The following is a 20,507-nucleotide window of genomic DNA, read 5'->3' on the forward strand; positions in this document are numbered from 1 at the left end:
GCGCGCTGAACGCCAAACCCCGCGTCAGCCTTCGAGATCGCCCTCGGCTTCCAGCAGCGCCTGGCGCAGCCCGTCCAGGGTCTCGGGCTGCGGCTGCGCCCACATGCCCCGCCCCGCCGCCTCCAGCAGCCGTTCGGCCATGCCGTGCAGCGCCCACGGGTTGGACTCCGACATGAACTTCCGGTTCTCCGGGTCCAGCACGTAACGCTCGGTGAGTTGCTCGTACATCCAGTCGGCCATCACCCCGGCCGTCGCGTCGTAGCCGAACAGGTAGTCCACCGTCGCCGCCATCTCGAACGCACCCTTGTATCCGTGCCGGCGCATCGCCGACATCCAGCGCGGATTGACGACGCGCGCCCGGAACACCCGGGTCGTCTCCTCCGACAGGGTGCGGGTACGGATCGCGTCGGGGCGGGTGTTGTCGCCGATATAGGCGGCCGGGTCCCGCCCGGTCAACGCGCGCACCGTGGCCACCATGCCGCCGTGATACTGGAAATAGTCGTCGGAGTCGGCGATGTCGTGTTCGCGGGTGTCGGTGTTCTTGGCGGCCACCGCGATACGCCGGTACTGCCGGTTCATGTCGTCGACGGCCTCGCGGCCGTCCAGGTCACGGCCGTAGGCGAAGCCACCCCACGCGGTGTACACGGCGGCGAGGTCGGCGTCGTCGCGCCAGTTGCGGCTGTCGATCAGCTGTAGCAAACCGGCGCCATAGGTGCCGGGTTTGGATCCGAAAATTCTTGTGGTGGAACGCCGTCGATCGCCGTGCTGGGCCAGGTCGGCCTGGGCGTGCGCACGCACGTAGTTGTCCTCGGGGCCCTCGTCGAGGTCGGCGACCAGCCGCACCGCGTCGTCGAGCATGGTCACCACATGCGGGAAGGCGTCGCGGAAGAACCCGGAGATCCGCACCGTCACGTCGATGCGTGGGCGGCCCAGCTCGGCAGGCGAAATCGGCGCCAGGTCGACCACGCGCCGCGACGCGTCGTCCCACACCGGCCGGACCCCCAGCAGCGCAAGGACTTCGGCGATGTCGTCGCCGGCGGTGCGCATCGCCGAGGTGCCCCACACCGAGAGCCCCACCGATTGCGGCCACCGCCCGTGATCGTCGCGGTAGCGGGCTAGCAGCGAATCCGCCAGCGCGACACCGGCTTCCCAGGCCAGCCGGGACGGCACCGCTTTAGGGTCGACGGAATAGAAATTGCGGCCGGTGGGCAGCACGTTGACCAGGCCGCGCAGCGGCGACCCGGACGGGCCGGCCGGGATGAACCGGCCGTCCAGTGCGCGCAGCACCTGCTCGATTTCGGCGGCGGTGCCGGCCAGCCTCGGCACCACTTCGGTCGCCGCGAATCGCAGCACCGCGGCGACGTCGGCGTTGTCGGTAATCCGTTCGGCCGCATCGGCATCCCAGCCGGTCGCCTGTAACGCGGCGACGAGCCGGCGGGCCGTGGCCTCGGTGTGATCGACCGCGATCCGCTCGTCGCTGCCGTCCTCGGCCAGGCCGAGCGCCTGCCGCAGCCCGGGCAGGGTGTGCTCGCCGCCGAACAGCTGACGCGCCCGAAGGACGGCCAGTACCAGATCGAGTTCGGCTTCCCCCGTTGGCTTTTGGCCGAGGATGTGCAGGCCGTCGCGAATCTGGACATCCTTGATCTCGCACAGCCAGCCATCGACGTGCAGCAGCATGTCGTCGAACGAGTCCTCTTCGGGCCGTTCGGTCAGGCCCAGGTCGTGGTCCATCTTCGCTGCCCGCATCAGCGTCCAGATCTGCTGACGGATGGCGGGCAGCTTGCCGGGGTCCAGGGCGGCGACGTTGGCGTGCTCGTCGAGCAGTTGTTCCAAACGTGCGATGTCGCCGTAGGACTCGGCGCGGGCCATCGGGGGGATGAGGTGGTCGACCAGCACCGCGTGCGCTCGCCTCTTGGCCTGGGTGCCCTCGCCGGGATCGTTGACCAGAAACGGGTAGATCAGCGGCAGGTCGCCGAGTGCGGCGTCAGGTCCGCAGGACGCCGACATGCCCAGCGTCTTGCCGGGCAGCCATTCCAGGTTTCCGTGTTTGCCCAGATGCACCACCGCGTGCGACCCGAACCCGGCATCGAGCCAGTGGTAGGCGGCCAGGTAGTGGTGGCTGGGCGGCAGGTCGGGGTCGTGATAGATGGCGACCGGGTTTTCCCCGAAGCCGCGGGGCGGCTGCACCATCAGCACCACATTACCCGATTGCATTGCGGCGATGACGATTTCGCCGTCGGGGTCGCGGCTGCGGTCCACGAAGAGGTTTCCCGGTGCCGCGCCCCAGTGCTCGGTGACGGTATCGGTGAATTCGGTGGGCAGGGTAGCGAACCATTCGCGGTAGTCCTTGGCGGACACCCGGATCGGGTTGCCGGCGAGCTGGCCTTCGGTCAGCCAGTCGGGGTCTTGGCCGCCGCGTTCGATGAGCGCGTGGATCAGGGCGTCACCGTCGTCGGCGTCGACGCCCGGCAGGTCACCCACCCGGTAGCCGTGATCGCGCATCTCCCGCAGCAGCGCGACGGCGCTCGCCGGTGTGTCCAGCCCGACCGCGTTGCCGATGCGGGCGTGCTTGGTGGGATACGCCGAGAACACCAGGGCCACCCGCTTGTCCGCCGGGGCGACATGGCGCAGCCGCGCGTGGCGGACCGCCAGTCCCGCGACCCGCGCGCAGCGTTCCGCGTCGGCGACATACGAGATCAGCCCGTCTTCGTCGATCTCCTTGAACGAGAACGGCACGGTGATGATGCGGCCGTCGAACTCGGGCACCGCCACCTGACTGGCCACGTCGAGGGGGCTCATGCCGTCATCGTTCGCGCGCCACTGGGCGCGCGGGCTGGTCAGGCACAATCCCTGCAGGATCGGGATATCCAGGGCGGCAAGGCGTTCGACGTTCCAGCTGTCGTCATCGCCGCCCGCGGACACTGCCGCCGGCTTCAGCCCCCCGGCCGCCAGGACGGTGACCACCATGGCGTCGGCGGCGGCGAGCCGTTGCAGCAGTTCGGGTTCGGCGGTGCGCAGCGACGCGCAGTAGACCGGCATTGGGCGCGCGCCGGCGTCCTCGATGGCCCGGCACAGCGCCTCGACGTAGCCGGTGTTGCCGGCCAGGTGCTGCGCGCGGTAGTACAGCACGGCGATCGTCGGGCCGCCGGTGTCGGCGGCGTGGCGGCGCAACAGCTCCCCCCATGTCGGCGTCACCACCGGCGGGGTGAACCCGAACCCGGTCATCAGGACGGTGTCCGAGAGGAAGGCGTGCAGCTGGCGCAGATTGTCGACGCCGCCATGGGCCAGGTAGATGTGCGCCTGCACGGCGATGCCGGCCGCCAGTGTGGACAGACCGGTCAGCTCGGCGTCGGCGGCCTGCTCACCGCTGACCAGCACCGTGGGCACCCCACTGGCGAGCACCGTGTCGATGCCGCTTTGCCAGGCTCGGTAGCCGCCGAGGATCCGCACCACCACGATGGCCCCGTCGGCCGGCAGGTCGGCCAGCAGGTCGGGCAGCTCGCCCTCCGACAGCCGCGACGGGTTGGCCCACCGGTAGTTCTTCCCGCTGGAACGGGCGCTGATCAGGTCCGTGTCGGATGTCGACAGCAGCAGGATGGTCGGCTCAGCCACCCATCATTCGTACCGTAGGGTCGCCGCGATACGAGCGGCGACCTCAGCAGCCACCTCGAGCGCCGGGCCGTCCCTCGCCGGTTCGTAGCGATCCGCGAGGGCGTCGTAGTCGGCCCCGGCGATCGTCCCGTGATCGGCCGCCAGCTCGACGAGCTCCACCGGCCAGCCGGCACGTTCCAGGCGTGCGGCGAAATCCCCGCTGGCGGCGACCGGCACGACGTCGTCGGCGAGACCGTGCAGCAGGGTGAACGGCGCGCCGACGCGGGCCGAATCCAGTCCGTCGGCCAGCGGTGTGCCGGAGAACGGATCGGGGACCATGAACGCTCCGGCGAGGCACACCGTGTGTGCGGGGGTGAAGCCGAACCGCGGCGCGCGCAGCGTCACGCCGGCCGCGGCGCAGCCCCCCATGGACCAGCCGACGAGCACCATCCGGTCGGCGTCGTCGGCGAAATCCCGGGCGAACTCGAGCGATCCCAGCAGATCCGCACGCCCACCGTCGCGGGAATGGGAGTTCCAATCCGGCGCCACGACCGCCGCGCCGTGGCACGCGAGCATGCCCGCGAGGGGCCGGACGACAGCGCGCGCGTCGGTCTGCATGCCGTGCCACAGCAGGATCGTGGGTTGCGTCGGTGCGCCGAACACGTCGGCCGAGCGGCCCGGGGCGTACTCCACCGTCTCCATCGCTGGGGTGTGCCCAGGCGACGGGCGATCCATGCGCGAAGAATTCGCCGGAAACCGGCCCCGCACCCACATTCGGCGAAAGGCTGTGGCAGCCAGTGCGACCAATGCGGGTTCGGCCGGAACGAGTAGGAGTAGTAGCGCGACGGGACGTCGCAGGTGAGCCCGAGATAGGTGTTGTCGCGCCAGGTGCCTCCGACGTCGCCGGCTTTCTCGAAGATGGTGAATGTGTCGATGCCGGCGTCCTGCAGCTTGGCCGCCATGCAGATGCCCGACATCCCGGCGCCGAGAATCGCGATGTTGAGTGAGCGTTTTTGGGTCATCACGACCACCGATCTCCCGCTGAACTGAGCAGACGGCACCGTCACCGGCCCCGTGCCGGCGTCAGAGTCGAGAAATTCACATCCGTGCGCGGCGCCGTACCGTGAAGTGATGGGCCGAACCCGTGAGTCCGACGCATGTCCGGGTGCGCTGCAGGTGCACCAGGCCGCCGACGGCGCCCTGGCCCGGATTCGGCTGCCCGGCGGCATGCTCACCGCGGACCGACTGGGCGCGTTGGCGTCCGTGAGCAGCCGGTGGGGTTCGGGAACGCTAGAGCTGACCGCCCGCGGCAACGTGCAGTTGCGCGGGTTGACCGACGTGACCGCGGCGGCCGACGCGCTGGCGGCCGCGGGCCTGTTGCCGTCGGCGACGCATGAGCGGGTCCGCAATATCGTGGCGTCGCCGCTGTCGGGACGCTCGGGCGGCAACGTCGACGTGCGGCGATGGGTCGGCGAGTTGGACGCAGCGATCTGCGCCGAGCCCAGGCTCGCCGAGCTGGGCGGCCGCTTCTGGTTCAGCCTGGACGACGGGCGCGCCGACGTGTCGGGGCTGCGCGCCGACGTCGGCGTCCACGCGTTCCCGGACGGGTGTGCGCTGTTGCTTGCCGGACGCGACACCGGTGTCCGGATGGCGGCCGTCGAGGTGGTCGAGATGCTGGTCACTATCGCCATGCGGTTCGTCGATATCCGTGAAACAGCTTGGCGCGTCCAGGAATTGGACGACATTGCGCAGCTGCTGCCGGGCGCGGACACGAGCGCCGCCCCCGTTCCGGCCGCCACCAAAGCGCCGGTGGGCTGGATACCCCAACACGACGGGCGGGTGACGCTGGGCGCTGCGGCGCCGCTGGGCGTACTGCCGGCACGCGTCGCGGAGTTCCTGGCCGCAATCGAGGCGCCGCTGGTGATCACGCCGTGGCGTTCGGTGCTGGTGTGCGACCTCAGTGCGGAGGTAGCCGACACCGCGCTGCGGGTGCTGGCGCCCCTGGGTCTGGTGTTCGACGAGAACTCACCCTGGCTGAGCGTCAGCGCCTGCACCGGCAGCCCCGGCTGCGCGCGCTCGGCCGCCGACGTGCGGGCCGAGGCCGCGCGGTCGCTGGACGCCGAGTCGGTCGTGCACCGCCATTTCGTCGGCTGCGACCGCGCGTGCGGCAGCCCACCGGCCGGTGAGGTGCTGGTGGCTACGCCGGACGGATACCGGCGGCTGTAGCCCCAGTCCGGCCGGGTCGCCACGTGGGTGAGCCTTAGAGTGGGCGGGTGCTCGACTACATTCGCGACGCGGCGGAGATCTATCGCCAGTCGTTCGCGACGATTCGCGCCGAAGCCGATCTGGCGCGATTCCCCGCCGACGTGGCACGGGTGGTGGTCCGCCTGATCCACACCTGCGGCCAGGTCGACGTCGCCGAGCACGTCGCGTTCACCGACGATGTCGTCGAACGGGTCGGCGCGGCCCTGCGCGGCGGCGCTCCCGTGCTGTGCGACTCGTCGATGGTGGCCGCCGGGATCACCGCGGCGCGACTGCCGGCCGGCAACCAGGTGGTGTCCCTGGTGGCCGATCCGCGCGCCGCCGACCTGGCCGCGCGCCGGCAGACCACGCGCTCGGCGGCCGCCGTCGAGCTGTGGGCCGACCGGCTGCCCGGCGCGGTGCTGGCCATCGGCAACGCTCCGACCGCGCTGTTCCGGCTGCTCGAGCTGATCGACGACGGGGTCGCCCCGCCGGCCGGGGTGCTGGGCGGGCCGGTGGGTTTCGTCGGGTCGGCACAGTCCAAGCAGGAGCTCATCGACAAGCCCCGCGGCACGTCGTATCTGGTGGTGCGTGGCCGTCGTGGCGGCAGCGCGATGGCCGCCGCAGCGGTCAACGCGATCGCGAGCGACCGCGAATGACCGCCCGGGGAACGCTCTGGGGCGTCGGGTTGGGCCCCGGTGACCCGGAATTGGTCACCGTCAAGGCTGCCCGGGTGATCGCCGAGGCCGACGTGGTCGCCTATCACAGCGCCCGGCACGGCCGCAGCATCGCGCGCGGCATCGCCGAGCCTTACCTGCGGGCCGGCCAGATCGAGGAACACCTGGTGTACCCGGTGACCACCGAGACGACCGATCACCCCGGCGGCTACGCGGGCGCGATGGAGGACTTCTACGCCGAGGCCACCGAGCGCATCGCGGCGCACCTCGCCGCCGGGCGCAACGTGGCCCTGCTGGCCGAGGGTGATCCGCTGTTCTACAGCTCCTACATGCACCTGCACACCCGGCTGACCGAACGGTTCGACGCCGTCATCGTGCCCGGCGTGACGTCGGTGAGCGCGGCCTCGGCGGCCGTCGCGACCCCGCTGGTTGCCGGCGACGAGGTGCTGTCGGTGCTGCCGGGCACCTTGCCGGTCGAAGAGCTCACCCGTCGGCTGGCCGACGCCGACGCCGCCGTTGTGCTCAAACTCGGGCGTTCGTATCACGCTGTGCGGGAAGCGCTTTCGGCATCGCAACGACTCAACGACGCGTTCTATGTGGAGCGGGCCAGCACCGCAACCCAACGCATCCTGCCCGCCGCTGATGTCGATGAGGCCGGCGTTCCGTACTTCTCGCTGGCCATCCTGCCGGGGGGCCAGCGTCGTCGGCGCGCGCCCGGCGCCGGCACCGTCACCGTGGTGGGCCTGGGCCCGGGTGACATGGACTGGATGACGCCGCAGACCCGCCGGGAGCTGGCCGCGGCGAGCGACCTGATCGGCTACGGCAATTATCTGAACCGCGTGCCGGCCCGCGACGGCCAGCAGCGGCACCCCAGCGGCAACCGCGACGAGCCCGAACGGGCCCGTCTGGCATGCGCCCTGGCCGAGCAGGGCCGCGCCGTGGCGGTGGTGTCCTCCGGCGATCCGGGCGTGTTCGCGATGGCGACCGCGGTGCTGGAAGAGGCCAAGCAATGGCCGGGTGTGCGGGTCCGGGTGCTCCCCGCGATGACCGCCGCCCAGGCGGTGGCCAGCCGGGTCGGCGCCCCGCTGGGGCACGACTACGCGGTGATCTCGCTGTCCGATCGCCTCAAGCCGTGGGACGTGATCTCGGCGCGACTGCAGGCCGCCGCGGCCGCCGACCTGGTACTGGCGATCTACAACCCGGCTTCCAAGACGCGAACCTGGCAGGTGGGTGCGATGCGCGACATCTTGCTGACCCACCGTGAGCCCGGCACTCCAGTGGTGATCGGGCGCGACGTGTCCGGCCCCGGCGAGGACGTCCGCGTGGTCAGGCTGACCGATCTCGATCCCGGCGAGATCGACATGCGCTGCCTGCTGATCGTCGGATCGTCGCAAACCCAGTGGTACACACAGGATTCGACCGACCGGGTTTTCACGCCGCGGCACTACCGGGCGTGAAAACCTCCTCCCCGCTGCGCGCGCTGCATCGTCGTAGGGCTGTCCCGATTGCCCTAATCCTCCCCACCCCGCTGCGCGCGCTGCGTCGTCGTAGGGCTCAGTCGCGGTCCCAGGTGCTCGGCATCATCGGCACGCGCGGCCCATCGCTCAACCCGTCACGGGTCAGCGTCGCCAACCCGGCGGCTTGCACGGCATCGGATTTGGCTGCGGCACCGGCGAATCCGAGCGGCCCCGCACCCGCATCGGATGCCAGAGAGGATTCGTCGGGGCCGAGGTCCATGTACTCGTAGCGGTAGGCGTGATCGTTGGCTTCCGCCCCGCGACGTCGACGTCTGCGCATCCGCTCAGCGGCCGCGGCCGCGGTGGCGGCCGGTTCCTCGGCGTCGTCGAGTGCCGGCTCCTCAGACTTCCGGCGCGCGCGACTGCTGGCACTGCTGCGTGACAACAATCCCGCCAGGCCGACCGCGTACTGGATGTCGGTCATGCCGGCGCCGACGCCATCCGTGGTGCCCGGACCGAAGCCGACGCCCGGGCCGCCACCGACCGGTCCGCCACCGGTAGCCGTGGCCACACTTGGCGCCGGACCGGACACCGTCGCGCTGCTCGCGTGTGCCGGGGTACCGGCGGCCATGGTCGGCGCCGGGGCCGGTGTGGTACCCATCGGCGTCGGCGGTGCAGTGGCCAACGGCACGCTTACCGGCGTCGCAGCGGCGGCGGCACCCGCAGCACCGGCGACAGCCGCGGCCACGCCTGCGCCGGCGGCGGCGGACACAGCTGCGAACATGAATGGAGCGACCATCACTCCCAGCTGGGCCGCCTGCACCAGGGGCCAGACGATCATCAGCGAGTGGAAGATGAACCAACCCAACGCGGTGGCCAGCGCGGGGCTCATGCCGGGAATCTGCATGAATAAAGACGCCACCCCATTGGCAAAGGGCACCGCGGGAATGGGCCAGCCGTCGGGATATATCTCCTTCCCGAGCGGCCAGAGGACGCTTTGGGTGAAGTCCGAGAGTTGGGCCGCCAGCTGGTCCTGCCACGAGGTGCTGGAAGAAGCCTGGGACACGGTATCGGTTGCCGCCGCCTTGACCTCGCCGCCCGGAGTGACTATCTGCGGCGCGGGCGTCGTCGCCGGGACCGCCGCCAGGGCGGATGCGCTGACGGCCTGATAGGTCGTCATCGTCGTGGCGGCCTGCACCCACATGCGCACGTAGTCGGCCTCGTTGACCGCGATCGGGATGGTGTTGATTCCGAAGAAGTTCGTCGCGACCAGCGCCGCGTGTGTCACGTGATTGGCGACGAGCTCGGGCATCGTCGGCATCGCCGCCAGCGCCGCCGTGTACGCGCCCGCCGCCGTCTCATGCAGCGTCGCGGCGGCCGTGCTCTTGGTCGAGCTCTGCAGCAGCCAGCTCAGATAGGGGGCGTGCGCCGCCACGTACTGCTCGGCGCTCGGCCCCTCCCACGCCCCACCCTGCGTGGCGGTCAGGAGTGCGCTGAGCTCCTCCGCCGCCTCGGCGTATTGGGCGCCCATCGAAGACCATGTCGCCGCGGCGGCGAGCAGCGGCCCGGGTCCCGGGCCGCTGCTGAGCAACGTCGAATGCACTTCGGGGGGAAAGGCGATCCAGATCGGGGCGGTCATCGTCGGGGGCCTTCAGGCTGGAACACGAATACCTCTTCGGTGAATCATCTGGATGGGCTGGCGATGCATACGACCAGAGGTCGGTTGCCGGCGCCGTTTAGTTCCCCCGATTCGTGCCGGTGCGAAATCGCACGTGTCTTTGCGCGCGGCCGGGCCATGCGCAACGATGCAGTGATGCGGTGTGAGATTGCGCGCGAAGCGCTGTCGGCTCGGTTGGACGGCGAGCGTCCCCAGGTGCTCGCGCAGCAGGTCGACGCCCATCTCGAATCCTGCCGCAGCTGCCGCTCCTGGCTGATCGGTGCGGCGGTGCAGACGCGCCGGCTGGCCTCGGTGACCCCTGGCGACGGGCCGGACCTGGTCGAAAAAATCATGGCCAGCATCGGCGAACAACCCACCGGGCACCAAGCCCGGATGCGCTGGTTGCGCACCCACTACCGGCGGTGGGGCCTGATCGCGGTCGGCCTTTTCCAGGTGGCGATCGCCGCCGCCCAGATCAGCGGCATCAATTTCGGCATGGTGTCCGACCACATGCACGGCGCGATGTCCGGCGAGCACCTGATGCACGAGTCGACGGCGTGGTTGCTGGCGTTGGGTCTGGCCATGATCGCCGCCGGCGTGTGGCCCGCCTCCGCGTCGGGGGTGGCCGCGATCACCGGTGTCTATTCCCTTGCGCTGCTGGGCTATGTGATCGTCGACGCCTTCGACGGCCAAGTCACCGCCACCCGCATCGCCAGCCACATGCCCCTGCTGCTTGGCCTCGCGTTCGCGTTGCTGGTGGCGCGGGAACGCATGGGCCCGCACCGGCGGCGCGGCTCCGATTCCGGCGACGACGCCGACATGCCCGGGTGGGCGCCGGACTCACCGGGTGGCCGGTGGCGCGGGCACCTGCGGCCCATCAACCACGCGGCCGTCGACCCCACCGCATCCTCTACGACGAGCCGTCGTAGAATCGCACAACCCGCACAACAAAGGTGGTTGGGCATGGCGCCGAGCGACGACGAGGCCGTAACCGAGCTCGCCTTGTCAGCCGCACGCGGAAACCCGCGGGCCCTCGAGTCGTTCATCAAAGCCACCCAGCAAGACGTGTGGCGTTTCGTCGCCTACCTATCCGATACGGGCACCGCCGACGACCTGACTCAAGAGACTTTCCTGCGCGCCATCGGCGCCATCGAGCGATTCTCCGCGCGTTCGAGCGCGCGGACCTGGCTGCTCTCGATCGCCCGCCGCGTCGTGGCCGACCACATTCGCCACCTGCAGTCGCGGCCCCGCGCCGCGCTGGGCGCCGATCCCGAACACGTGGTGCGCGGCAATCGTCACGCCCGCGGATTCGAGGAGTTGGTCGAGGTGACGACGATGATCGCCGGCCTCAACGCCGAGCAGCGCGAAGCGCTGCTGCTCACCCAGCTGCTCGGCCTGCCTTACGCCGACGCGGCCGCGGTCTGCGGCTGCCCGGTGGGCACTATCCGCTCTCGCGTCGCCCGCGCCCGTGACGCGCTGCTGGCCGACGGCGAGCGCGGCCACCTAACCGGCTAGCGCGCCAACCCATTCGGCGGCCTCGCGCACGGCGCCGACGGTCACCACCCCGGCGGGCAGCGGTGGCCGGGCCACCATCACCACCGAAACGCCCAGCGCCGCCGCCGCATCCAACTTCGCCCGAGTCATGTCCCCGCCGCTGTTCTTGGTGACCAGGGCGTCGATGCGATGGGCGCGCATCAGGGCCACCTCGTCGTCGTAGCGATACGGTCCGCGGGAGAGCAGCACCCGGTGACGACGCGGCAGTGTGGCGGCGTCAGGGCCGGTGACAGCCCGGATAAGAAACCACGCGTCGCTGTCGGCGAAGGCCCGCACACCCGAGCGCCCGGTGGTGAGAAACACCCGCGTATACCCTTGCCGGGCAACGGTCTCGGCAGCCCCGGTGTCCGACTCGACGACAATGGCGGTGCCGGGATCCCAGGCGGGTCGCGCCACGACCAGATGGGGTATCCGCAGTGCGGCGCACGCGGCGGCGGCGTGCGCGGTCATGGTTGCCGCGAACGGGTGGGTGGCGTCGACGACGGCGTCGATGCGCTCGTCGCGCAGCCAGCGTCGCAACCCGTCGACGCCGCCGAAGCCGCCGATGCGCACGCGGCCGACCGGCAGGGCCGGATCCGGAACACGCCCAGCCAGGGAGCTGATGATGTCGAAGCGCGGGTGCAGGGCTTGCGCCAAGGCGCGGGCCTCGCCGGTGCCGCCGAGCAGCAGCACGCGCATCAATGCCCGCTCCCCCGGGCGCGCCCGGCCGAGTACAGGTAGCTGTCGGTGAATCCCCCGGCCGTCAAAGCGTCGCCGACGACGATGACGGCGGTCTTGGTGATGTTGGCGCGGTGCAGGTGCCCGGCGATGTCGGCGAGCGTGCCGCGCAGCACCACCTCCTGCGGCCAGCTCGCGAAAGCCACCACGGCGGCCGGTGTTTCGCGCCGGTAGCCGCCTTCGAGAAGTTGCGGGACGATGGCGTCGATCTGCGCGGCGGCCAGATGCAGCACCAGCGTCGCGCCGGATCGGGCCAGGGACTTCAGGTCCTCACCGGGCGGCATCGCCGTGGACAGGGTCGCCACCCGGGTCAGCATCACCGTCTGCGCCACGCCCGGAACGGTGAGCTCACGCTTCAGCGCGGCCGCCGCGGCGGCGAATGCCGGTACGCCGGGCACGATTTCGTAGTCGATGCCCAGGGTGTCGAGCCGCCGACACTGCTCGGCCAGCGCACTGTAGAGCGACGGGTCACCGGAATGCAGCCGCGCCACGTCCAGGCCGGCGGCGTGCGCGTCGGCGAGCTCGGTGACGATCTGCTCCAGCGTCAGCGGTCCGGTGTCAACGACTTTCGCGTCCGGCGGGCATAAGGCCAGCAGGTCGTCGGGCATGATCGATCCGGCGAACAGGCACACCCGGCATTCCTGCAGGAGCCGCTGGCCGCGCACGGTGATGAGGTCCGCCGCGCCCGGGCCTGCCCCGATGAAGTACACGGTCATTTCGTCACCGCCCACTGTGTCACCGGGTACTGCGGGCGCCAGCCGGTGAAGGCGCCCAGCGCCTCGCCCTGATAGTGCTGGAAGCGTCGCAGCTGGCCGCCCAGGCGTTGATACGCCTGCGCCAGAACGGCTTCCGACTCGGCGGTGACCACGTTGACGACGAGTCGTCCGCCGGGCGGCAGGTTGTCCCAACAGGCGTCCAGCAGGCCCGGACGGGTCAGTCCACCGCCGATGAAGATCGCCGACGGCGGCTCGGCACCGTCGAACGCCTCGGGGGCGTCGCCGCGCACGTCGATGTCGACCCCGAATGCGCAGGTGTTGGCCCGCAGGTTGCGCCGTCGGCCGTCGTCGCGTTCGAATACCACTGCGGTGCAACCTTTCCCACTCAGGCACCACTCGACGCTGATGCTGCCCGAGCCGGCGCCGACGTCCCACAAGCGCTCGCCCGGCCGCGGCGCCAGGGCCGCCAGCGTCACCGCGCGGATGCCCTGTTTGGTGATCTGCCCGTCGTGGGTGAACGCGTCGTCGGGCAGCGGCGACACCCGTTCGTCGGGCAGGTAGCGCACGGCGATCACGTTGAGGTCGTCGACGTCTCCATCCTGGACCCAACCGCGTGCGGTGCCGTCGCGACGGTGCTCGTCCGGCGCGCCGAGCCGTTCGAGAACGGTGAACTCGGAATCGCCGCGACCGTGGGCGGCCAGCAGCGCGGCGAGCTCGTGCGGTGTCGCCTTGCTTTGCGACAGCACGATCGCCCGGCCGCCGCGCCGCACCGCGGTGTGTGGTTGCGCGGTGACCAGGCTGATCACCTCGGTGTCGTGGACGTTCCAGCCCATCCGCGCGCAGGCCAGCGTCACCGACGACACGTGCGGCAGCACCCTGATGTCGTCGCCACCGTGCAGGCGGATCAGGGTGCCGCCGATGCCATGCAGCAGCGGATCGCCGCTGGCCACCACGTGCACGTCGCCGGTGTGCTCGTCGAGCAACGTCTGCAGCGCGGGCAACATGGGTGACGGCCACTGCCGCCGGGGCGCGCGCACCGTGTCGTCGAGCAGGTTGAGTTGCCGTTTGGAACCGTAAATGATTGTGGCCCTTTGGAGTTCGGCGCGCGCGGCATCGCCGAGTCCGGGCATGCCGTCGGCGCCGATGCCGACCACGACGATCATCGGCGCCGCCCCTCGTCGCATCGTTTCGCCGCGGCTCCGTGGCCGATCATCGCGGCATCCTGCGCCAGACGAACTGCGGCAGCAGGCGCATGACCGCGGCCGCGGGCCCCAGCGCCCACGGGATCCACACCGTGCGACGGCCTTTCGCCAGCGCACGCGCGGTCGCGGCGGCCACCTGCGCGGGCGTGGTGGGCAGCGGTGCGGGCGTCATGCCTTCGGTCATCCGCCCGATGACGAATCCGGGGCGCGCGATCAGCAACCGGACACCGGTGCCGTGCAGCGCATCGGCCAGGCCGCCGGCGAAGCCGTCCAGGCCGGCCTTGGCCGAACCGTAGACGTAGTTGGCGCGACGGACGCGAGCGCCCGCGATCGAGGAGAACACCACCAGTCGTCCGCTGTCCGCTTCGCGCATGGCGGCGGCCAGGTGGGTGAGCAGGCTGACCTGGGCGAGGTAGTCGGTGTGCACGATGGCGACCGCGTGCGCGGCGTCGGTTTCGGCGCGAGCCTGATCGCCCAGGATTCCGAACGCCAGCACCGCGGTGCCGATGGGGCCGTGATCGCCGACGACGGAGGCGATCAGCGGGCCGTGCGAGGCGAGGTCGTCGGCGTCGAACTCTCTGGTGTCGACCGCCGCGGCGCCGGCGGCTTTGAGCGCGTCGACCTGGTCAGCGAGTTGGTCGGCTCGGCGGGCGGCGAGCACGACCGTCGCGCCCGGCGCCAGCAGCCGCGCCAGCTCGATCCCGATCTCGCTGCGACCGCCCAGGATCAGTATTGGACCTGCGCCCGTGTCGTCCACGGCTGCGATTATCACCTGCGCTAGCGTGGGCGGTGATGGCGAATACCACTACCCGGCTCACCGACGACGCGTTGGCGTTCCTGTCGGAGCGGCATCTGGCCATGCTGACCACGCTGCGGGCCGACAATTCGCCGCACGTGGTGGCCGTCGGTTTCACCTTCGACCCCAAGACGCATATCGCGCGGGTCATCACCACCGGGGGTTCGCAGAAGGCGGTCAACGCCGATCGCGGCGGACTGGCCGTACTCAGCCAGGTCGACGGCGCGCGGTGGCTGTCGCTGGAGGGCCGGTCCAAGGTCAACAACGACGCCGACGCGGTGCGCGACGCCGAACTGCGCTACGCCCAGCGCTACCGCACGCCCCGGCCCAACCCGCGCCGCGTGGTCATCGAGGTTCAGATCGAGCGGGTGCTGGGATCGTCGGACCTTCTGGACCGGGGCGAGTAGCTGTTGGCCGCGGCCGGAATTTTCGCCCGGTCCGCCCGTAGCCGCTATTCACCCAACGGCGTCACGCTCAGCGTGAGCATCTGACACGGCAACTCATTCATCAACAGCCGCACCCGCCGTCAACGTGATGCGGTGCCGCCCGGGCGACACCGCGACCGTCGGCCCCGTCGGCTCCCCGTCGAGCCGCACGTCAACCGCGGCAGGCAGACCACCGAACGTGATCCGGGCGGCGACATCGGTGGCCACCGTGATGGTCGACCTCGGCAACGAGGCCAGCCCGGCACGCGCGATATCGACCCTCAGACTGGCAACCCCGTTGAGCCGCAATGTCAGATACGGCAGCGGGCCAACGGGCCGTCCCACCTGCCAGTCCAGCTCGCTGTATAGCCCGGGCGTCGGCTCGAAGTCTGGAATGACGCCCCGATGGTGCGAAACGGTGTGCGTGGGATCCGGCCGCGCGTACGAGCGCGCGTCGACTTCCGCGACGGCCCCGCGCCGCGCGGTCATCGCCGGATCGGCGGCCAGCTCCGACAACCACCACACCTGGTGCGGCCCGATACCGAGATCCGCGCGTACCAGCTGCGGATACCAGGCGAACGTGATGTGCCCCGGATCCGCTTGGCGCACAGCGGTTCCCATGTGCGAGATCGGATCCTCGAACTTGTCCTGAAATATCCAGGCGATGTGATCCTCGAGCGGATAAACGCTGAACCGGTGGCGGTAGCCCAGGCGGTCCAGCTCCAGCACCTGCTCGGCGGCCGAGGCGAACGGCACCAGCTCGTCGAGCAGCCCATGGGCGATGACATACGGCAGCCATCGGGCGTTCACCAACAGCTTCCACGTGTCACCCTCGCGGGCACAGGGCGAGTCCAGGTTGAGGTCGGCGGGAATGTCGACGTGGGGCAGCAGCCGCACGCCGCACGTCGGCGGCCCCGCCAGCACCACCGCCTGCGAGAACACCTGCGGGTAACTCAGCCCCAGCTTGTATGTCGCATAGCCGCCCATCGAATAGCCCGAGATCACAGTGCGATTGGGGTCGGTGCCCAGTTGTTCGGCGACGCGCGCCCAGACTTCCCAGACGTCGAGTTCACCGGTATCGAAGTACCAGGTGGACGGTCCCCGGGCCAACGGCGTGACCACCACCGAGTCGCGGCCTTCGCACACCTCGTGCAGCAGTCGCGGGTCGATCGCGGCGAATTGGCTCTGCCCCAGTGACAGCGAGTGCAGCAGCAGGGTCAGCGGCAGCCTACGACCCGGCGCGTAGCTCGACGGCAGGCAGACCGAATACGGCTGCACCCGACCGAGGAATTGCGGCTTGGTGCTCAAAATGTCATCGGCGGCCCAACCTTGTTCCAGGCCCTGCCCGAGTTCGATCGACGACACGTACCACCGCGTGGACGGCCCGGTGACCACCGGCTCGGGAGCGGTCTCACGAGCCGCCAGCCGAGCCCACGGCACCGCCAGCGCGAACTCGGAGACGTCGCCGTGTGTCAGGGCGGCGGCCTGGGCGGCGTCCGACCAGAAGTTCAGATGCGGAGGCTCCTGCTCGTTGGTGCGAAATGCCACGTTGTAGACGTTGGGTTGTCCGGGCAGCGCGCCGTGCAGCGCGGGCACGTCGGCGAATCCGTCCCCCGCCGCGTTGGCCAATCCCGCGACCAGGCGGACCGTCCAGTTCCCGGTGGGTTCGGCCAGCGACCGCGGGACCTGCGCCACGAATGACCGCGCCTGCATGTCGACGCTGTGCTCGACGGGCGTGCCGGCCTGGGTGGTCAGGTCGATCAGCGTGGCGCCGGTGCCCGAGACCAGCAGGGCCGTGTCGATGCCGTGTGAACGCACCCCGGCGCCGGCGGGCCACGTTTCGTCCGCCGAGCGGCCGGGGTCGGTGTCGAACGCGAACAGCGCGATGGGCACCGAGGCGTCCACCAGGGTGTTCCAGTCGACCCGCCACCACGTGTGGGTCTCGGTGAGCCCGACGGCGACGCGGAAGATGTCGGCGCCGTTGCCGGCCGCCGGCCCGTCGGGGTAGACGTAAGTTCCGCGCGGCGGCGCCTGAATCTTCACATCGCCGATCGGGACGCCCGTCGCGCCGTGGTCGTCGTAGAGGAAATCGGTCCAGAACAGGGCGCCGCCGGCCACCCGTCCGGCGCCGCACGTGCGCGGGAACTCCTCGCCGAACGGCCATCCCGCGGGCGCGGGAAGCTTTGGCTCGGGGCGCCGCGCGGCCGGCGGCACGCCCTCGGGCATCCCGTCGACCACGATGAGTTCAGCCGGCGGTGCCGGTGCCGGAGGGGTGGGACGCAAGACCGCGCCGGCGATGTGGCGTGCAAAGCGAATCGGAAGCAGCGGGAGATCCAGGATTGACACCGTCCCCAACCTACGCGGATGCGGGGACGCGCCGGTCAAGGAACCGGTACCACGATCAGTTCGTGCGGTCGGTTGTTGACGGCCAGTGCGCCGTCCGCGGTCACCACCACGATGTCCTCGATGCGCGCGCCCCAACGGCCCGGAAAATAAATGCCCGGCTCGATGGAAAAGGCCATGCCCTCGGCCAGCTGGAGATCGTTTCCGGCGACGATGTAAGGCTCTTCGTGAACCGACAGTCCGATCCCGTGGCCGGTGCGATGCACGAAATATTCGGCGAGCCCCTCGGCGGCCAGCACCTCACGGGCGGCGGCGTCGACCTGCTCGGCGGAGACTCCCGGCCGCACCGCGTCGAAAGCCGCGCGCTGGGCGCGTTGTAACACCGAATATTGTTGGGCAACTTGAGAATTCGGTTCACCAATGCTGTAGGTTCGCGTCGAGTCGGAATTGTAACCGGGCTCATAGGAGCCGCCGATATCAACGACGACGACGTCGCCAACCTGCAATTCACGATCCGAATATCCGTGATGCGGGTCGGCGCCGTGGGGGCCGGACCCGACGATGATGAATGCCACCTCCGAATGCCCTTCGGCCACAATGGCATCCGCGATGTCGGCGGCCACGTCCGCCTCGGTGCGGCCGGGGACCAGAAATTCCGGCACCCGCGCATGCACCCGGTCGATGGCCGCCCCGGCCTTGCGAAGCGCGTCGACTTCGCATTCCTGCTTGACCATCCGTAGCGTGCGCAACACATCGGTGGCCAGGATCGGCAACACACCGAGCACACCGGCCAGCGGCAGCAGGTGCAGCGCAGGCATCGCGTCGGTGACGGCGGTCGCGGCGGGGATGCCGCCCAATGCGGCCCCCGCCACGCGATAGGGATCGTCGCCGTCGACCCAATCCCGCACCGCCAGGCCGAGTTCGGCGATGGCAGACCCCTTGAGCGAGGCCAGCTCCAGCCGCGGCACCACGATCGTCGGATCACCCGATGCGGGCAGCACCAGCGCGGTGAAACGCTCCAGCGTCTGCGCGCGCGAGCCAACGAGGTAGCGCAGGTCATACCCCGGTGTGATCACCAGTCCGGCCAATCCCGCGTCGGCGGCCGCGCCCGCGGCCGCGGCCAGCCGGCGTTCGTACACTGCTGCGTCGAAGCGCTCAGACCCCATGGCAGCCAGGCTAGCCGCGCGGGTCCAACGTCGACTTGTCGCACCGGTGTCGGCGAGTGCTCGACACCAAGTCGACGTTCGGCGACATGAGACCATGGTCCCCATGCCGGCACCCCGATCGCGATCGCCACTGGCCTCGACGAGTGGCGACCCGGCGCGCCCGGCTTCGCCGCGCTTCCGATCGCCACTGGCCTCGACGAGTGGCGACCCGGCGCGCCCGGCTTCGCCGCGCTTCCGATCGCCACTGGTGCTGCTCGACGGCGCCAGCATGTGGTTCCGCTCGTATTTCGGGGTACCGTCCTCCATCACCGCCCCCGACGGCCGGCCCGTCAACGCGGTCCGCGGATTCATCGACTCGATGGCCGTGGTGATCGGCCAGCAGCGGCCCCGCCGGCTGGCCGTCTGCCTGGACCTCGACTGGCGGCCCCAGTTCCGCGTGGATCTCGTCCCGTCCTACAAGGCCCACCGTGTGGCCGAAGAAGAGCCACCGAACGAGCCCGACATCGAGGAAGTCCCCGACGACCTGACGCCGCAGGTCGTCATGATCGCCGAACTCCTTGAGGCGTTCGGGATTCCGGCGGCCGGGGCGGCGGGATTCGAGGCCGACGACGTGCTGGGCACCCTGGCGGCGCGGGAACGCAAGGATCCGGTGGTGGTGGTCAGCGGTGACCGCGACCTGCTGCAGGTGGTGTCCGACGATCCCGTCCCGGTTCGGGTGCTCTACCTCGGCCGCGGGCTGAGCAAGGCGACGCTCTTCGGGCCCGACGAGGTGGCCGAACACTATGGTGTGCCCGTCGACAGGGCCGGCCCCGCCTACGCCGAACTCGCGCTGCTACGCGGCGATCCGTCCGACGGCTTGCCCGGCGTGCCGGGAATCGGTGAGAAGACCGCCGCGACGCTGCTGGCTCAGCACGGCTCGCTGGAGCGGATCCTGACCGCCGCCCACGATCCGAAGTCGAAGATGGCCAAGGGCGTGCGCACGAAACTGCTCGCCGCGCTGGATTACATCGAGGCGGCGGGCACGGTGGTGCGGGTCGCCACCGACGCGCCCGTCACCTTCTCGACGCCCGGCGACGAACTACCGCTGGTGGCGGCCGACCCAAAACGCACCGCCGAACTGGCGACCGAGCTGGGTGTCGGCTCCTCGATCGGCCGCCTGCAGAAAGCGCTCGACGGGCTGCCGGACTGACGGCTACTGCGGCCGGCCGACCTCGTAGGTGCCCTTGCTGTCCTGAAACGTCACCGTCACGTGCTTGGGCGCGCCATCGATGCTGACGTCGCAGTCGAACGTGGCGCCCTTCTTGACCGTGGGGTTCTGGCCGTGATTGCACTTGACGTTCTGGACGTTCTTCGCGCCGTAGCCGTTGGTTTCGTCGCTGAGTACCTGCTGGACCCCGGCCTGCGCCTTATTCACGTCCAGCTTGGTGGTGACGAAGAACCCGGGCTGCCAGAAGCCAAGTACCAACACGACCGCGATGAGCAGAAGCGCGATCGCACCGCCCACCCCGGCGATCAGCCCGACGGGCCGCTTTGTGCCCGGTTGCTCGTAAGACGGGTACTGCTGCGGGTACTGGCCCGGCTGACCGTACTGGCCGGGCTGGGGGTATTGCCCGGGCTGCGGGTACTGGCCCGGCTGACCGTACTGACCCGGCTGCGGGTACTGGCCCGGCTGACCATACTGGCCGTAATGCCCGGGCTGCGCGTAGCCCGGCTGCTGGGGGTATTGCTGCGGGTAGGCCTGCTCGGCCGGCTGTTGGTACTGCGGGTAGTCGGCGGGCGGCGTGTATGCCGGAGCCTGCCACGAGGTCTCCTGGTTCGACTGATCCTGCCAGGTCGGCGCCGCCTGAGTCGGGTCTGACGAGTGATCGGCACCTTGACCGGGCGGCTGCCACTGATGGTCCGATCCCTGCGGTCCGCTCATCTTTCTCCCTCAGCCTCTGTGTCTTGGCATGAACTGTGTTTCGG

General features: G+C 70.3%; 16 protein-coding genes and 2 pseudogenes. 7 read left to right on the forward strand and 11 right to left on the reverse strand.

All coding sequences use genetic code 11. From position 1 onward, the window contains the following. Positions 1-24: 24 nt before the first annotated feature. The 3 genes and pseudogenes from cobN to OQ789_RS21785 all read right to left on the reverse strand — a co-directional run. Positions 25-3,612 carry a cobaltochelatase subunit CobN gene (gene cobN, locus OQ789_RS21775; protein WP_324688248.1) on the reverse strand — a complete coding sequence of 1,196 codons (3,588 nt, stop codon included), beginning with the start codon at positions 3,610-3,612 and terminating at the stop codon, positions 25-27. Between the two features lie 3 nt (positions 3,613-3,615). Beyond that, positions 3,616-4,293 carry an alpha/beta hydrolase gene (locus OQ789_RS21780; protein ID WP_324688249.1) on the reverse strand — a complete coding sequence of 226 codons (678 nt, stop codon included), beginning with the start codon at positions 4,291-4,293 and terminating at the stop codon, positions 3,616-3,618. A gap of 98 nt (positions 4,294-4,391) precedes the next feature. Then, positions 4,392-4,613 (reverse strand): annotated as a pseudogene (locus tag OQ789_RS21785) (NAD(P)-binding protein); the annotation flags it as partial. A 109-nt stretch (positions 4,614-4,722) separates the two neighbouring features. Between OQ789_RS21785 and cobG the strand changes: the two are divergent. From cobG to OQ789_RS21800, 3 genes are read left to right on the forward strand one after another with little or no spacing between them, the layout of a single operon-like run. After that, positions 4,723-5,817 carry a precorrin-3B synthase gene (gene cobG / locus OQ789_RS21790; protein WP_324688250.1) on the forward strand — a complete coding sequence of 365 codons (1,095 nt, stop codon included), beginning with the start codon at positions 4,723-4,725 and terminating at the stop codon, positions 5,815-5,817. Between the two features lie 47 nt (positions 5,818-5,864). Next, on the forward strand, positions 5,865-6,491 hold the full coding sequence (locus OQ789_RS21795) for a precorrin-8X methylmutase (RefSeq protein WP_324688251.1): 627 nt from the start codon (positions 5,865-5,867) through the stop codon (positions 6,489-6,491). Further along, positions 6,488-7,966 carry a precorrin-2 C(20)-methyltransferase gene (locus OQ789_RS21800; protein ID WP_324688252.1) on the forward strand — a complete coding sequence of 493 codons (1,479 nt, stop codon included), beginning with the start codon at positions 6,488-6,490 and terminating at the stop codon, positions 7,964-7,966. The genes OQ789_RS21795 and OQ789_RS21800 overlap by 4 nt, the downstream gene beginning before the upstream one ends. 97 nt (positions 7,967-8,063) lie before the next feature. Here OQ789_RS21800 and OQ789_RS21805 read toward each other — a convergent pair whose 3' ends face one another. Then, positions 8,064-9,605 carry a PPE family protein gene (locus OQ789_RS21805; protein ID WP_324688253.1) on the reverse strand — a complete coding sequence of 514 codons (1,542 nt, stop codon included), beginning with the start codon at positions 9,603-9,605 and terminating at the stop codon, positions 8,064-8,066. Positions 9,606-9,779: 174 nt separating this feature from the next. On the opposite strand from OQ789_RS21805, the pseudogene OQ789_RS21810 reads away from it, so the two are divergent. Both OQ789_RS21810 and sigC read left to right on the forward strand, forming a co-directional pair. After that, positions 9,780-10,442 (forward strand): annotated as a pseudogene (locus OQ789_RS21810) (DUF2275 domain-containing protein); the annotation flags it as partial. 144 nt (positions 10,443-10,586) lie between these two features. Next, complete coding sequence (gene sigC / locus OQ789_RS21815; protein ID WP_324688317.1) at positions 10,587-11,138, forward strand: RNA polymerase sigma factor SigC; 552 nt, start codon at positions 10,587-10,589, stop codon at positions 11,136-11,138. Here the strand turns inward: sigC and OQ789_RS21820 are convergent. From OQ789_RS21820 to OQ789_RS21835, 4 genes are read right to left on the reverse strand one after another with little or no spacing between them, the layout of a single operon-like run. Then, entirely contained in the window at positions 11,127-11,855 is a 729-nt protein-coding gene (locus OQ789_RS21820) for a cobalt-precorrin-6A reductase (RefSeq protein WP_324688254.1), read from the reverse strand. The two genes, sigC and OQ789_RS21820, sit on opposite strands and share 12 nt — an antisense overlap. Then, positions 11,855-12,610, reverse strand: coding sequence for a precorrin-4 C(11)-methyltransferase (gene cobM, locus OQ789_RS21825; RefSeq protein WP_324688255.1), 756 nt, complete (start codon positions 12,608-12,610; stop codon positions 11,855-11,857). The genes OQ789_RS21820 and cobM overlap by 1 nt, the downstream gene beginning before the upstream one ends. Continuing rightward, positions 12,607-13,773 carry a precorrin-6y C5,15-methyltransferase (decarboxylating) subunit CbiE gene (gene cbiE / locus OQ789_RS21830; RefSeq protein ID WP_324688256.1) on the reverse strand — a complete coding sequence of 389 codons (1,167 nt, stop codon included), beginning with the start codon at positions 13,771-13,773 and terminating at the stop codon, positions 12,607-12,609. The genes cobM and cbiE overlap by 4 nt, the downstream gene beginning before the upstream one ends. Before the next feature lie 46 nt (positions 13,774-13,819). Continuing rightward, on the reverse strand, positions 13,820-14,569 hold the full coding sequence (locus OQ789_RS21835) for an SDR family NAD(P)-dependent oxidoreductase (protein WP_324688257.1): 750 nt from the start codon (positions 14,567-14,569) through the stop codon (positions 13,820-13,822). A gap of 35 nt (positions 14,570-14,604) precedes the next feature. Here OQ789_RS21835 and OQ789_RS21840 point away from each other — a divergent pair, with 35 nt between their 5' ends. Beyond that, positions 14,605-15,015 carry a F420-dependent biliverdin reductase gene (locus OQ789_RS21840; protein ID WP_221042664.1) on the forward strand — a complete coding sequence of 137 codons (411 nt, stop codon included), beginning with the start codon at positions 14,605-14,607 and terminating at the stop codon, positions 15,013-15,015. A gap of 93 nt (positions 15,016-15,108) precedes the next feature. On the opposite strand, the gene OQ789_RS21845 is transcribed toward OQ789_RS21840, so the two are convergent. Together OQ789_RS21845 and OQ789_RS21850 are read right to left on the reverse strand one after the other, a co-directional pair. Next, positions 15,109-17,379 carry an alpha/beta hydrolase-fold protein gene (locus OQ789_RS21845; protein WP_324688258.1) on the reverse strand — a complete coding sequence of 757 codons (2,271 nt, stop codon included), beginning with the start codon at positions 17,377-17,379 and terminating at the stop codon, positions 15,109-15,111. Positions 17,380-17,414: 35 nt separating this feature from the next. After that, positions 17,415-18,542: a Xaa-Pro peptidase family protein gene (locus tag OQ789_RS21850; RefSeq protein WP_324688259.1), complete on the reverse strand. Its 1,128-nt coding sequence runs from the start codon at positions 18,540-18,542 to the stop codon at positions 17,415-17,417. Between the two features lie 268 nt (positions 18,543-18,810). On the opposite strand from OQ789_RS21850, the gene OQ789_RS21855 reads away from it, so the two are divergent. Next, positions 18,811-19,731 carry a 5'-3' exonuclease gene (locus tag OQ789_RS21855; protein WP_324688318.1) on the forward strand — a complete coding sequence of 307 codons (921 nt, stop codon included), beginning with the start codon at positions 18,811-18,813 and terminating at the stop codon, positions 19,729-19,731. Positions 19,732-19,734: 3 nt separating this feature from the next. On the opposite strand, the gene OQ789_RS21860 is transcribed toward OQ789_RS21855, so the two are convergent. Beyond that, a complete protein-coding gene (locus OQ789_RS21860; RefSeq protein ID WP_324688260.1) occupies positions 19,735-20,463 on the reverse strand; it encodes a DUF4333 domain-containing protein in 729 nt (242 codons plus the stop codon). Positions 20,464-20,507: the final 44 nt, after the last annotated feature.

This window comes from Mycobacterium sp. 94-17 (genome assembly GCF_035617725.1).
In the GTDB taxonomy this organism is placed as follows: Bacteria; Actinomycetota; Actinomycetes; order Mycobacteriales; family Mycobacteriaceae; genus Mycobacterium.